The 12,903-nt window shown below is 61.9% G+C and carries 12 protein-coding genes; 2 read left to right on the top strand and 10 right to left on the bottom strand.

All coding sequences use genetic code 11. From position 1 onward, the window contains the following. Window positions 1-21 precede the first annotated feature (21 nt). The 5 genes from FB468_RS03705 to FB468_RS03685 form a co-directional block, all read right to left on the bottom strand. The gene (locus tag FB468_RS03705) at window positions 22-762 is read right to left on the bottom strand and encodes a DUF6508 domain-containing protein (RefSeq protein ID WP_141886145.1); all 741 of its coding nucleotides are present in this window, start codon (window positions 760-762) and stop codon (window positions 22-24) included. Continuing rightward, window positions 762-1,298, bottom strand: a complete 537-nt coding sequence (locus FB468_RS03700) for a DUF1643 domain-containing protein (protein ID WP_141886144.1) — start codon at window positions 1,296-1,298, stop codon at window positions 762-764. The genes FB468_RS03705 and FB468_RS03700 overlap by 1 nt, the downstream gene beginning before the upstream one ends. After that, entirely contained in the window at window positions 1,295-1,891 is a 597-nt protein-coding gene (locus FB468_RS03695; RefSeq protein WP_141886143.1) for a recombinase family protein, read from the bottom strand. The genes FB468_RS03700 and FB468_RS03695 overlap by 4 nt, the downstream gene beginning before the upstream one ends. Further along, window positions 1,888-2,235, bottom strand: a complete 348-nt coding sequence (locus FB468_RS03690; RefSeq protein ID WP_141886142.1) for a hypothetical protein — start codon at window positions 2,233-2,235, stop codon at window positions 1,888-1,890. Before FB468_RS03690 ends, FB468_RS03695 begins: the two co-directional genes overlap by 4 nt. 546 nt (window positions 2,236-2,781) lie before the next feature. Beyond that, on the bottom strand, window positions 2,782-3,363 hold the full coding sequence (locus FB468_RS03685) for a nitroreductase family protein (protein ID WP_232299595.1): 582 nt from the start codon (window positions 3,361-3,363) through the stop codon (window positions 2,782-2,784). An 89-nt stretch (window positions 3,364-3,452) separates the two neighbouring features. On the opposite strand from FB468_RS03685, the gene FB468_RS03680 reads away from it, so the two are divergent. Continuing rightward, window positions 3,453-3,863: a cupin domain-containing protein gene (locus FB468_RS03680; RefSeq protein ID WP_042542561.1), complete on the top strand. Its 411-nt coding sequence runs from the start codon at window positions 3,453-3,455 to the stop codon at window positions 3,861-3,863. Between the two features lie 35 nt (window positions 3,864-3,898). Continuing rightward, window positions 3,899-5,257 (top strand): MFS transporter, encoded by a 1,359-nt coding sequence (locus FB468_RS03675; protein WP_246055733.1) that lies wholly within the window; start codon window positions 3,899-3,901, stop codon window positions 5,255-5,257. A 280-nt stretch (window positions 5,258-5,537) separates the two neighbouring features. Here the strand turns inward: FB468_RS03675 and FB468_RS03670 are convergent, their stop codons facing one another. The 5 genes from FB468_RS03670 to FB468_RS03650 all read right to left on the bottom strand — a co-directional run bounded on the left by FB468_RS03670 (window position 5,538) and on the right by FB468_RS03650 (window position 12,798). Beyond that, window positions 5,538-6,188 carry a hypothetical protein gene (locus tag FB468_RS03670; RefSeq protein WP_141886141.1) on the bottom strand — a complete coding sequence of 217 codons (651 nt, stop codon included), beginning with the start codon at window positions 6,186-6,188 and terminating at the stop codon, window positions 5,538-5,540. A gap of 2 nt (window positions 6,189-6,190) precedes the next feature. Then, window positions 6,191-9,346 (bottom strand): type I restriction endonuclease subunit R, encoded by a 3,156-nt coding sequence (locus tag FB468_RS03665; protein ID WP_141886140.1) that lies wholly within the window; start codon window positions 9,344-9,346, stop codon window positions 6,191-6,193. Beyond that, window positions 9,343-10,047 (bottom strand): hypothetical protein, encoded by a 705-nt coding sequence (locus FB468_RS03660; RefSeq protein ID WP_141886139.1) that lies wholly within the window; start codon window positions 10,045-10,047, stop codon window positions 9,343-9,345. The genes FB468_RS03665 and FB468_RS03660 overlap by 4 nt, the downstream gene beginning before the upstream one ends. 25 nt (window positions 10,048-10,072) lie before the next feature. After that, the gene (locus tag FB468_RS03655) at window positions 10,073-11,143 is read right to left on the bottom strand and encodes a restriction endonuclease subunit S (RefSeq protein WP_170219612.1); all 1,071 of its coding nucleotides are present in this window, start codon (window positions 11,141-11,143) and stop codon (window positions 10,073-10,075) included. 86 nt (window positions 11,144-11,229) lie between these two features. Beyond that, on the bottom strand, window positions 11,230-12,798 hold the full coding sequence (locus tag FB468_RS03650) for a class I SAM-dependent DNA methyltransferase (protein ID WP_141886137.1): 1,569 nt from the start codon (window positions 12,796-12,798) through the stop codon (window positions 11,230-11,232). Window positions 12,799-12,903 lie beyond the last annotated feature (105 nt).

Genomic DNA, 12,903 nt, shown 5'->3' with positions numbered 1-12,903 from the left:
TCGCCCCGCTGCGAACGGGGTTTACGCGACGTAGAAGAACGTGAAGAACACCGCGAACCCGACGAATACCGCGAGCGGCAGGCCCAGAGACATCACCAACGTGGCGATAGCGGCGCCCCTACGCTCTCGCCTGACGAGGGAGATGATCGAGAACACGACGCCCCCGCCCATCGCGACGAGCAGCCCGATCGCCCACCCGGCTCCTGGGAGGACGTTTGACGCCGTGCCGACATAGGTGAGCAGCAGGGAGCCCAGGAACACGAGCAGCGCCGCGCGACCCCAGACCGGCTTTGCTCGGCTCCCTGCAGGCTCGCCTCGTTCGTCGGGCTCGCTTCGGCGCGCTCCAAGACTCGGTGCACGCTCGAAGCCCTGTTCCGTGCAGCCCTCTAGCTCAGCGGCCCGGCGGAGCGCCTGCAGCACCCTGCCGTCCTTCACGAAGCCGTCGATAAAGCCGTCGCAGAACCTCTCGCCGCGCTGCACCCACGTGAGGAACGTGGACAGCTGCGACTGGCTCATCTCTGGGATGCTCAGCTCTCGCACCTCGTCGACACGGTCTATGTAGCCGTAGTCTGTTCCTACCAGCTCCGATGCGCCCCATAGCGCCTCCATCAGCCGGCTGTCATATCGGGGGTACGACATCGTGTGCACTCCTGGCTCGATCTCCCGCGAGGGTTCCCACTCGACGGTGTATCCGCTCTCAAGCAGCTCGATGCCTGTGCTGATTCGCTGCAAGGCGTCCATCTGGTCCTCGTTTCTGGTCATCACGTGAGGTACCTCTTCGGACCGAGCATCGGCAACGGCCGGCCCGGCGGGTGCGGATGCGCCGGGTTCCCTGTGTTCAGCAGTGCGTCGAGCGTGTACGCTCTCACGCTCATCCGGTCGAGCAGGGTCTGCACGTCGGGCAGTGCTCGCCTCAGCGTCGCTGAGCCGCCCATGTTGCCCCAGGCTCCGAGCACCTCGGTAGCGCCCACCAGTCCGAGCACATGCTCGATGGCCTCGCAGTTCGCCGCGGAGAGCCCCGCGTCGTACAACTTGAGCGCCTTCGGCTTGGGAGACCGCTCCGGGTAGAGATTTAGCATGAGCCATCCCGAGTGCTCACGCCTCGATACGTTGATGATGTGGTTCACGGTCTTGTCCGACTCGGTCTCGCGAGCGTGCGAGGGGTTCATGCCGATCACGACGAGCGGCGGCGACTCCGGTGTGCAGTCGCCGACCCTGCCCAGGGCGAAGCGGTGCCGTGCATCCGCCGGATTAGGCTGCCAGAAGTCCGGCTCCTGGCCTGCGGGGTACGCGATCATGATGACGCGCCCGCCAGCTCCGCGTACTTCCCAGTGCCGCTGAGCGCCGCGTACAGCGTCTGGCGACTCACCCCGAGGTCTCGGGCCACCCGAGCCTTCGGGACGCCACTGTCGGCCCGCTGGCGCGCCTCTGCGATCTGCTCGGGCGTGAGCTTCGGTGCGCGGTCGTACACGCCGTTGCGCTTCGCGATCGCGATGCCCTCGGCCTGGCGCTCGCGAATCGTCGCCCGTTCGAGCTGCGCGACGGCGGCGAGGATCGTCAGCATGAACTCGCCCTGCGGGGTGTCAGTGTTCAGCGCCGGGTTGTCCACGAACTCGACGGCGACGCGCTTCGACCTGAGCTGCTCGACCAGCGAGAGGAGGTCCGTCGTCGAGCGCGCGAGACGGTCGGGCGACTTCACCCGCACAGTGTCGCCCTCGCGGACATAGGCCATCATCTCCTTGAGCTGCTCGCGGTCGGAAGTGTTCTTCCCCGACACTTTCTCCGAGAACAGTCGGTCGACCTCGCCGAGGGCTTCGAGCTGGCGTGCCTCGTTCTGGTCGGCCGCGCTCACCCGCACGTAGCCGACGACCTGGCCCCGGTGGGAAGTCATTCTTCTACCGCGCGGAAGACGATGAGGGGCCTGTCGCTGTCGGGCCGTGGTTCGACGGACTCGGCAACAGCGCCGGAGCCCCGCAGGATCTTCACAGCCTCGCCGAGCTGCGTCTTGCCGACCATCGCGGAGAAAGCTCGGAGTTCCACACCCTCGGTACCGGAGACCACGATCTCCGCGTAGAGCCGCTGCGCTGCGCCGTAAGCCTTCTGCAGGTGCGCGGGCGCATCCGTCGGCGCCCGCAGCGAGTCGGGAGCCTCGACCGCCTGGAGTGCTCTGCTGCGGGCGATCTGGTCGGGGGTGCTGTGTTGCGCGCGAACCGCCATCTGGAATGCACTCGTCATTGGTGATTCTCCTTGAGTCGTCCAGCGATATCCAAACCAGATAACACTTATGTCTAATAATATCAAGAATGACCACATTAGACACGCAATCGAACCACATTCACAGTGTCCACTCGGGTAGGCTCTGATGGACACGAAAAAGCCAGCGCCCGAGCGATGGGGCTTTGTGAGATGACAGCGAAGATGGCACTTTTTCGCTAGTTGGCATCCCAGTGATTATGCGGAATTTCTCCGTAATCACGTTTGGTTTAGTCGGTGTTTTGCCAACGAAGTTGGCATTGTTTCTGGATGTGCTGCTTCGCTCGCTAGGGCCACACCCAGCCCCTCCTCCCTCGGGCTTGCGATGCGCTCCGAAGGTCAATGGCCCTGCGGCTGCGCCTTGTTCGCGAAACCGCTTCAAAGTACAGGCGAGTTTTTCTCGGGAAACGGCCCAGGTTTCAACGTGAGGTGCGAGAGCAGTCATGCTCTGAAGTAGCATTTGTGAACAAAAAATATGTACATCTTTATGCTCATGTTCACCTAACTCGAGGAGGGTGACCTCTGAGGTTAGGGGAGCATTCCGAGAAACTGATGCGGGTCGAGTGCCGGCCGATTCGATGCCTCCAGGCGCTCTCGGAATGACGGGTCAATGTCACCCACATACAACCACCCCATGAGGTGCTCGTGTTCTTCGAGCCCGTGCATGGCTCGCACTGGGTCGCTGTTCGCGAGCACTCCGGTGCGCCACATCACGCCCCACCCGGCTCGCCACAGTGCGAGTTCGAGCAGGTGCCCGGCGCCAGCCGCAGTCGCGTGTTGCTCCCACTCTGGCACGAGCGGGTGCTCGGTGGAGCTGGCGATGACCGCGATGAGGAGTTCTGCCCGGTATGGCTTGGAATTGCGTTCTCCCGGTTCACGGGTGGTCCCTGCGGCCGCGTCGAGCGCATCGGCTAGACGGCCCCGATCCTCGCCCCGCAACACGATGAGTCGCCACGGGCGCAACGCCTTATGGTCGGCAACCGGGGTGACCGCGGCGAGGAGCTCGCGGAGTTCGTCGTCGGTGGGGGTGTGCGGCCCCACTTTCGACACTGAACGCCTGGTCGCCATGGCCTCGAGTACCTCGTCGTCAAAGAATTTGCCCTGTGTCATCCCTGAACCTCTCCAATCTGAATGGTTGCCGAGCAAGGCCAGCCTATCCTCGCTTGATTACTGCTCGGCCAGGTCATTAGGCTTAAGCAATGACACAAACACCAGATCATGGCCCAAACCCATATACCGTTAACATCGAAGCATCGACCCGTGCAAACACCAATTTCCGCACGACAGTATGGACGGGGGAGCTCATGCAGCTCACCCTCATGTCGATTCCTGTCGGAGGCGATATCGGTCTCGAAGTGCACGACGATACCGATCAGTTCTTGCGACTTGAACAGGGTCGCGGTCGGGTACAAATGGGACCTTCGCCCGAAGAGCTCTCGTTTGATGAAGAGGTCGCCGACGACTGGGCCGTGCTTGTGCCCAAGGGCATGTGGCACAACATCACCAACATCGGCGACGTTCCGATGAAGGTCTACAGCATCTATGCTCCACCGCATCACGCGCCGGGCACCGTGCATGAAACACAGGCGGATCAGGATCACGACCACTGATCGCGGCAAGTGAACACGGGGGCGAGTCTGCCCCCGTGACCGCCAGCGAGTGGTGGTATTCGAAACTCATCCGTCGTTCCCGAGACGCCGAGCAGCGCATGCCCAAAGGGCTGCGCGACAAGGTGGCGTCAAATGGTCTGCGCCAAATCACGGCGGGTGCCCTGCAATCGTCTGGCGATCAGGCGGTCAACGCATCGACGGTGCTGCCCTGGGTGCTCGCGTCACTCGGGGCCCCGGCTGCGTTGACGGGACTTCTCGTGCCGATCCGCGAGTCTCTCTCGATGTTGCCGCAAGCGCTACTTACCCCACTCGTTGTGCGGGTGAAGCATCGCAAATGGATCTTCGTAGTTGGCGCGCTCGTGCAGGCGGGGGCGGTCGCGGTGATGGCGTTCATCGCAGCGCTCGGCTCAGGGCTTGCAGCGGGCGTCGGCATTCTCGTCGCGCTCGCGATCTTTGCGCTCGGTCGATGCCTCTGCTCGATCGCGTCAAAAGATGTGCAGGGACGCACGATTCCGAAGGGCGAACGGGGGCAGCTCAATGGTATTTCAACCACCGTTGCAGGCATTGTTGCGATCACCCTGGGCCTTGCGATCAGAGCGTTTGTGGGAGCGGAACTCGCAGCTGCTCACCTCGCCTGGTTGCTCGCCGCGGGTGCAGCGCTCTGGGTGGGGGTCGCGGTGATCTATGCCGGAGTGCGTGAACCTGTGAGTGAGGAAGCCCCAGAGGCGCAGAGCACCGAGGTCGCTCCAGCCAAACCGTTTCATGGGCTCTCTCAGGCGGTGCAATTGTTGCGTGAAGACGCGCGTTTCAGGCAGTTTGTCGGGGTCCGCGGGTTGCTTCTCGTTTCGTCGCTGAGCCCTCCGTTTATCGTGACGCTGTCGATCCAGTCTGGCGCGTCGAGTCTCGCGGGGCTTGGCGGGTTCATTATCGCTTCTGGGCTTGCTGCGCTCATCGGCGGAAGGCTGTTTGGCAGGCTCGCAGATCGCTCGAGTCGCAAGGTCATGAGTATCGGGGCAGGGGTTGCTTCGGCGATCATTCTCTCGGCCGTGATCGTCGCTACGCTTGCCGAGGCTGGCAGTGCGTCGGCATTCCAATCAGACGCGAGCTGGTGGGTAAACCTGTTCTACATCACGGTGTATTTTGCACTCACGCTCATGCACACGGGCGTGCGCATCGGCCGCAAAACGTATGTGGTCGACATGGCAGAGGGCGATACTCGCACCACCTATGTTGCAGTCTCAAACACCGCAATGGGCATCATTCTTCTCGTCGTGGGTGGGGTGAGCGCGCTGCTCGCGACCGTGCACGTCTCGTGGGCGCTGCTGTTGCTCGCGGCGATGGGCCTCGTCGGCGTCTTTGCAGGCGCAAAACTGCCCGATGTCTCACGCAGTTGAAGTGAAGCCCGTATTGTTCTCAATAATACGGGCTTTACCATGAATTAGGTGAAAGCGCCAGGATGGTTGATCCTTGCCAGCTGATGACAACTAAGCGGATACGTTTACTGTTCCGCTGACGTTATTGATATTGGTGAGCTGTGTAGCTTCTAGCCGCTAACCCAAAGCTACCTCGCGGCTGTTGCCAAGTACTGTGTCAAAATAACGGTTATTGCCAACTTGATTGAGTTATTGCCAACTTCACTGTCACTATTGCCAACTTCGCTGTCAATTCACAGGCTTAGCTCTTCTTCATACGTGCGGCGATTTCGATCGGATCAACTCCGGCACGGATTCCCTCGGCGATAGCCTGCGCATACATGCGGGATTCGCGATGCGCGTTCTCGTAGTGCGGCAGCAGAGCGCGGTTCTCGTCGTCAACGAAGTACAGAATCTCAAGGCCTTCGTGGCGGAACTGCCACTCACCCGACTCCGGCTCCGTGCTTCGCACTCGGATCAAGATGCTGGGCGCATCGACTCCCACATTCCCCAGCTGCCGCATGTTGGGATCGAGCAGAAGCTTGTGCTCGTCAGAGGTCACAACGAGGTGACCCGTGTCGCGCCCGCCTGGTCGGTGGTTCTCCATACCGGCAATCTGCTCGGGACTGAACTTCTTTGTCGCTTTCGGTCCCATCGCAAGCAACGTATTGGACTTCGTCTCCCTGATGATCGCAGCCACGGGACGCGGCCGAAGAGCGTGCCCAAGTTCATCGCCGATCGCAACAAGCAGCCCCGCGGCAGCCGCGCAGTCGGCCTCTATGCCGAAGAGCTCGCCTACGACGCTGGTGGCGGCGCTCAGTTCTTCCTCAGGCGTCCCCCTCTGGCCCACAGACACAAGTCTCCCTTTTCTGTCCGCAGCCCGTTCAGCCTTCAGTCGGCTCGCTTTACCCATACTCAGACTGCTCCGTTGTTGGGCTCCGCACCGACACCGTCGGCAAAAACCTCTGCCTGCTTCAGGACGAGCTCCACAGCCTGCTCCTCGGCGTCCGGTGGATAGTCGTAACGGGCCAAGATCCTGCGCACCTTCGAGCGCATCGTCGCGAGCACCGACTCCTTGAGGTTCCAGTCGATCGTCGCTGACTGCTGCACCGACTTCACGAGGTCCCGTGCGATCGCCTTCAGTGTCTCGTCGCCGAGCTCCAGCACGGCGGAGTCGTTCTGGATTACCGCGTCGTAGAACGCGACCTCGTCCTCGCGAAGGCCCAGCTGCTCGAAGCGGTTCTGATCGTCGCGGACCTGCTTCGCGAGCTTCACGAGCTCAGCGATGATCTCCGCAGTCGACAGAGACCTGTTCGTGTAGCGCTTCACCGCCTCGTCGAGCATCTCCGAGAACTTCCGCCCTTGCACGATGTTTTTGCGCTGCACCGTGCGGATCTGGTCGTTCAGGAGCTTGCGGAGGAGCCCCATCTGGAGGTTCGGCTTGTCTTTGCCTGCGAGTGAGTCCAGGAACTCGTCGCTCAGGATCGAGATCTCAGGTGTCTCGACGCCCGCCAGCTTGTACACGTCGACGACGTCCTCGGCGGCGACCGCCTCGTTGAGCAGCTGCCCGAGCGCTGTGTCGATCTCCACCGCACCGGAGCCGCCCTTGCCGGAGTCTGGGTTCAGGATCTTCAGGATCGCCGCGCGCACGTCCGTGAACAACCGCACGTCGTCACGGATCGCCGCAGCCTCGTCACGGGCGCCAGCTAGCGCGAACGCCTTCGCCAGCGCGAGCACCTCGCCGTTGAACCGCTTCGTGCGATCAGGGTCTGCCATCACGAAGTCGAGCACCTTCGCGTACTCTGCGAGCCGCTGAGACGACGACAGCGCTGGCGATGCGTCATACGCGACGCCGTGCAGGATGCCGCGAACGACGTCGTGCTTCTCCAGCATCGCGTTCACGATCTCCTCGATCGGCACGCCCGCCTGGTCACGGTCCGACGGCGAGTACTCCTGCAACGCCTCTTGCAAGTTCGCGAACAGCCCAATGTAGTCGACGATCAGCCCGCCGGGCTTGTCGCGGAACGTGCGGTTCACGCGTGCGATAGCCTGCATGAGCCCTGCGCCCTGCATTGTTTTGTCGACGTACATCGTGTGCATTGACGGCGCGTCGAAGCCGGTGAGCCACATGTCGCGCACGATCACGAGCTCCAGCTCGTCGTCAGCGTTCTTCGCCCGGAGCTTTAGATCCTTGCGCACGTCCTTCGAGTGGATGTGCGGCTGGAACTCTGCAGGGTCAGCAGCGGACCCGGTCATGACGACCTTGATCTTGCCCTTCTCAGGGTCATCTGAGTGCCAGTCTGGCCTGAGCGCAACGATCTTCTCGTACAGGCGCACAGCGATGCGGCGGCTCATCGCGACGATCATGCCCTTGCCGAGCATCGCCTCGCGGCGCTTCTCCCAGTGGTCGACGATGTCCTGCGCTACACGGTCGAGACGCGATTCCGAGCCGACGATCGCCTCCAGGCGCGACCAGCGCGACTTCGCGGCGGTCGCGGTGTCTTCCTCCACCGTCTCGGTGATCTCGTCGGCGAGCTCGTCCAGCGCTGCGAGATCAGCGTCCGAAAGCTCGACGCGAGCGAGCCTCGACTCGTAGAAGATCTTCACCGTCGCACCGTCGTCGACAGCCCTGGTGAGGTCGTAGACGTCGATGTAGTCGCCGAACACGGCGCGGGTCGACTTGTCGTTCGACTCGATGGGCGTGCCGGTGAAGCCGAGGTACGTGGCGCCTGGCAGCGCATCGCGCATGTGCTTAGCGAGCCCCGCCTTCAATCTACCGTGACGGTCGAGCGTTTCCCCGAAGCCGTACTGGCTGCGGTGCGCCTCGTCGGCGATCACGACCACGTTCCTGCGGTCCGTGAGGACCGGATTAGTATCCCCGTCCTCGCCAGGGGCGAACTTCTGCAGCGTGGTGAACACGATGCCGCCAGACGCGCGCCTGAGCTTCTCGCGCAGGTCTGTGCGCGTCGAGGCCTGCACCGGCGTCTCGGGCAGGATGCGCGCCGGTGCGAACGTCTCCCCGAACAGCTGGTCGTCGAGGTCGTTGCGGTCGGTGATGAACACGAGCGTCGGGTTCGCCATGCGCGGGTCCCGCATGATCTTTGCCGCGTAGAACACCATCTCGAAGCTCTTGCCCGAGCCCTGCGTGTGCCAGACCACGCCGCCCCGCCGATCGCCGTCAGGGCGCGAGGCGGACACCGTGGACTCGACCGCGGCATTGACCGCCCAGTACTGGTGGTACTTCGCAACCCGCTTCACGAGCGTGCGCGTCGGTTGGCCGGTGCTCTTGTCGGTCACGGTCTCGTCGCTGAACACGACGAAGTTCTTCAGGATGTCGAGGAACCGCCCCGGCTCGAACACGCCCTTGATGAGCACCTCAAGCGCGGGGCGGTCGGTCACGACCTCGCGGCCCTCGATCGTCTTCCACGGCGCGTAGTGCTCGAACGAGCCTGAATAGCTGCTCATCGCGGCGGACATTCCATCCGAGATCACCGTCACCGCGTTCGGCACGAACACCGACGGGATGTCATGGCGGTAGGTCTGCACCTGGTTCCACGCTGACTTGAGGGTCGCGTTCTCCGATGCAGGGTTCTTCAACTCAAGCAGCGACACAGGCAAGCCGTTCAGCATGACGAGCACGTCAGGACGGCGGTTCTTGCTGTTCTCCACGATCGTGAACTGGTTGATCGCGACCCAGTCGTTGTTGCTCGGAACGTCGAAGTCGACGAGCTGAAGCCGCGTCGTTCGGAGCAAGCCGTCAGAGTCACGGTGCTCCACAGGTACGCCCTCGACAATCAGCTTGTGCACGCGGGCGTTCTCGTCGATCGCGCTCTGCGACTCGGCGCGCTGGAATGACTTGATCGCCTCGGAGATCAGCGCAGGGGTCGCGTCGGGGTTGATCCGGCGCATTGCCTCCCGCAGCCTGCCCCACAGGATTACGTCCTCGTATGACTCACGCTCGGAGGCAGGCTCGCCCGGCGCGAGATCGGGGCCGTGCAGCACCGCGTAGCCGAGCTCGTCGAAGTACTCCAGAGCAGCCTGCTCGACGACGTTTTCGTTGAAAGCGGTCATGATGTGCTCTCTTCCGCCGAAGGTGACTTGTACCATTTGCCAGGCTCGCTCCACTCGGTAGGAGCACCAACCTCAACGTCTATCGAGAGATGGCCATTTGCTGCGCTAAGTCGGATTTGCTCTCGCACCACAGCGACTGCGTGCATGAGATGAGCGAGTTCCATCGCTACTGATTGCATTATGGTTTCGTCGCTGCTGACATTCTCCAGGCGAGCAATTTTGTCATCGTCCTCGTGCAGAGCGACCCCATAGATGTAGTCCATGGTGATCTGTCCAGATGAAAGGAGCTGCCCAGGAGCACCTGCGCCGTTATCCATTTCGAGTCTGCCGGAGTACATAAAACCGCCGCCCACAAGCTGGTCATTGGATATGAAGCCTCCGACGAACCTCTTGAGCCCGTTATCCCTGAGGGCAATGGCGTGTTCTCGCGTGGCAACTTGGCTGAGCGCGTTTACAACTCCGGGGAGGTAGGCGTCTTCTTTGACGAGGAAGAACGGTCGGCAGTCCACGATCGCGGCTTTGATCTCATTGCTATGAAACTCAGGCATTTTCAGCTCTGCCGAAGTCGCTCCAGTCTTCTTATCAAGCGAGAACATAAGAGACATCTCGAATCGGTCGCGACCAGATGAAAAGAGAGAGTTGCTCAGAGCAATATCAGCGCGGCGAAGAAACTTCTTGATCTTCCGCTCGTGTGGTGACACGGTGTGATCTTTTTGCACCATACAATCAGGCACTCCTTCTGCCGGGTTTGAGTCGACCCGACAGCAACTCCGGCAGCAGAGCATCGCGGAGCCTGGAAAGGCGCTGGACTTCTCGATCAAGCGACTCTATTCGGTCGTCAAGAGCTGACAGCGTAAGTTCGAGAGCCTCCGCTGAGTCATTGGACACCCAAAGGATCTCTGAGTCGTGGACGTCCTTCTTGTTGACCGATGCGAACACCGTGCCCTCTCCCTGAAACTTGTCCCAGGTGGATGCAGAGGCTCGCATGGCGTAGTAGAGGGTGCTCGGCTGAGACTCACTATGGACAGCTGCGACACCACGACCGACGCAGCAGTCGAACGGTGCACGGTTGAGTTCGCCCACTGGCGCACGTACGGACATCAAAGTGTCGTTCTTTTTCGCGAGTCTTACAGGGCTCTCCGTCCATACGCGAAGCGACGGGAACCTATCTCCGAAGTCGCGGGTGCCTTGATAGAAGGGTGTGCCTTCGCCGACCTCGTTCAAGGTCTCACCTCTTGGCGAGCTGCCCATAGTGATCATGGCGACATCAGAGACTGCTCGGTAGTCCGACGACGCTGATCTGAACAACGCATCGCCAAGTTCCTGAGCCTTCGCCATCGCCCGCCGGTTCGACTCGATCTTGTCGTCGAGTGCGCCGAGCGTCGCCGCGATCGCGCGCTGATCTTCGATTCCGGGCACTTTGACTGGTACTTCGCGAAGTAGGCGGGTATTGAGATTCGGCATCGTCGCGCCGACAGCGTGCTGGCTGATCCATGCACGGGTTTCAGGGAGAGAAAGCGCGTATGAGAGAAACCGAGCGTCCAAGTGCGGACCATGCACTCGCACGAGTAGGCACCCTGTTCCGCAGAGCCAGCCTTCCTCCTCCTCCGAGACGAGAGCGCACTTCTCAACGTCACCTCTGCGGCTATAGACAATGTCGCCGATCTGAAGCTTATGACGCGCCAGCCGCTCGACGTGTTCACCGCTGACACGAGCAATTCCGGCGGGGTCGATTCGCAGATCGCGAATGTTCGTTGGCATGACGACGGGCGTCCCGTGCTCTGAATAGTCGCTCATATGGAGCTGGCTGCCAAACGGACCGGTTTGGATGGTCCCTTGAGACTCTTGTTCGAGCTCTCCTAGCGTCGTGGAAGTCCATTTGCTCATCGTTCGAGTGCCCCAAGCCGGACCCGAACCTCGTCCTCAAGCTCGCGCCCGCGCTCGAACTCCGCGAACAGCTCGCTCGTCAATCGCTCGATCTTCTCGTCGATCGGCTCGTCATCGACCTCGGCCTCCTCAGCGCCGACATATCGGCCAGGCGTGAGCACGAAGTCATGCTTCTCGATCTCCTCGATCGTTGCTGACTTCGCGAAGCCAGGGACGTCCTCGTACTCGCCGTCGTGGTTGCGCCACTCGTGGTAGGTGTCTGCAATCTTGGCGATGTCGTCATCCGAGAGCACACGCAGGCGACGCGACTCCATGTCTCCGAGCTTGCGGGCGTCGATGAACAGCACCTCGCCCTTGCGAGCACGGTGACCGTTGCCGTCGCGGCCCTTGGACACGAACCACAGCGACACCGGGATACCCGTGTTGAAGAACAATTTGTCCGGCATCGCCACGATGCAGTCGACGAGGCCCGCTTCTACCAGCTTCTGTCTGATCTCACCCTCGCCGCTGCTCTTCGATGACAACGACCCGTTGGCCAGCACGAAGCCGGCGGTGCCGTTCGGTGCCAGGTGGTACACGAAGTGCTGTACCCATGCGAAGTTCGCATTGCCCTGTGGCGGCGTGCCGTACTTCCAGCGCGGGTCGTCCGCGAGGCTCGCGTCCCACCAGTCGGAGACGTTGAACGGCGGGTTCGCGATCACGAAGTCCGCACGCAGGTCAGGATGCAGGTTCTCGGTGAACGAGTCAGCCGAACGCACGCCCATGTCCGCCTCGATGCCGCGCAGCGCGAGATTCATCTTCGCGAGCTTCCACGTCGTGTCGGTGAACTCCTGCCCGTACACGGAGATGTCAGTGCGCTTACCGCCGTGAGCCTTCACGAACTCGGCCGAGTGTACGAACATGCCGCCGGACCCTGCCGCGGGGTCGTACACGCGACCCTTGTACGGCTCCAGCATCTCGACCAGCGTCTTGACGACCGAGCGAGGCGTGTAGAACGCGCCGGCGTCCTTGCCGGTCTCCTTGCCCGCGAACTGGCCCAGGAAGTACTCGTACACGCGGCCCAGCACGTCGTCTGCGCCATGGTCATCGGTCTTCGTGAAGCCGATCGAGCCGATGAGGTCGACGAGCTCGCCGAGGCGTTTCTTGTCGAGGCCGTCGCGGCCGTAGTTGCGCGGCAGCACGCCCTTGAGTGTTGGGTTCTCTTTCTCGATGAGATCCATCGCGGTGTCAATGAGTTCACCGATCTCCGGCTGCTTCGCCGAGTCCTGGATCGTGCCCCAACGGGCTGCCGAGGGTACCCAGAAGACGTTCTGGCTCGCATACTCGTCGCGGTCCTCCAGGAAGCCGTCGATGCGCTCGGGTTTGATGCCCTCAGCCGCGAGCTCGTCCTTGAGCTGTGCGCGGCGCTCCTCGAAGCGGTCGGAGATGTACTTCAGGAACACAAGGCCGAGCACGACGTGCTTGTACTCGCTGGGCTCCTGGTTGCCGCGCAGCTTGTCCGCGGCGTCCCACAGGGTCTGCTCAAGGGTTCGTTGCGGCTTGGCCGAGGCCGACTTTCTCGCCATATTTTGTTAGCTCCTTCGCGCGCGATCGCGCTTCCAGATGAAGTATCAGGTGTTAGGAGCGATCCTATCGAGGGCCTACGACACTGCTAAACGAAGCGCCCGAAC

The organism is Leucobacter komagatae, assembly GCF_006716085.1.
Taxonomy (GTDB): Bacteria; Actinomycetota; Actinomycetes; order Actinomycetales; family Microbacteriaceae; genus Leucobacter; species Leucobacter komagatae.
The sequence above is the reverse complement of the archived record's forward strand: the minus strand, read 5'-3'. Positions and strand labels throughout refer to the sequence as shown.

What these genes read in the sequence shown, in the direction of transcription:
- FB468_RS03705 (WP_141886145.1), bottom strand. Translation starts at nt 762, where the DNA reads ATGACCAGAAACGAGGACCAGATGGACGCCTTGCAGCGAATCAGCACA.
- FB468_RS03700 (WP_141886144.1), bottom strand. Translation starts at nt 1,298, where the DNA reads ATGATCGCGTACCCCGCAGGCCAGGAGCCGGACTTCTGGCAGCCTAAT.
- FB468_RS03695 (WP_141886143.1), bottom strand. Translation starts at nt 1,891, where the DNA reads ATGACTTCCCACCGGGGCCAGGTCGTCGGCTACGTGCGGGTGAGCGCG.
- FB468_RS03690 (WP_141886142.1), bottom strand. Translation starts at nt 2,235, where the DNA reads ATGACGAGTGCATTCCAGATGGCGGTTCGCGCGCAACACAGCACCCCC.
- FB468_RS03685 (WP_232299595.1), bottom strand. Translation starts at nt 3,363, where the DNA reads ATGACACAGGGCAAATTCTTTGACGACGAGGTACTCGAGGCCATGGCG.
- FB468_RS03680 (WP_042542561.1), top strand. Translation starts at nt 3,453, where the DNA reads ATGACACAAACACCAGATCATGGCCCAAACCCATATACCGTTAACATC.
- FB468_RS03670 (WP_141886141.1), bottom strand. Translation starts at nt 6,188, where the DNA reads ATGGGTAAAGCGAGCCGACTGAAGGCTGAACGGGCTGCGGACAGAAAA.
- FB468_RS03665 (WP_141886140.1), bottom strand. Translation starts at nt 9,346, where the DNA reads ATGACCGCTTTCAACGAAAACGTCGTCGAGCAGGCTGCTCTGGAGTAC.
- FB468_RS03655 (WP_170219612.1), bottom strand. Translation starts at nt 11,143, where the DNA reads ATGAGCGACTATTCAGAGCACGGGACGCCCGTCGTCATGCCAACGAAC.
- FB468_RS03650 (WP_141886137.1), bottom strand. Translation starts at nt 12,798, where the DNA reads ATGGCGAGAAAGTCGGCCTCGGCCAAGCCGCAACGAACCCTTGAGCAG.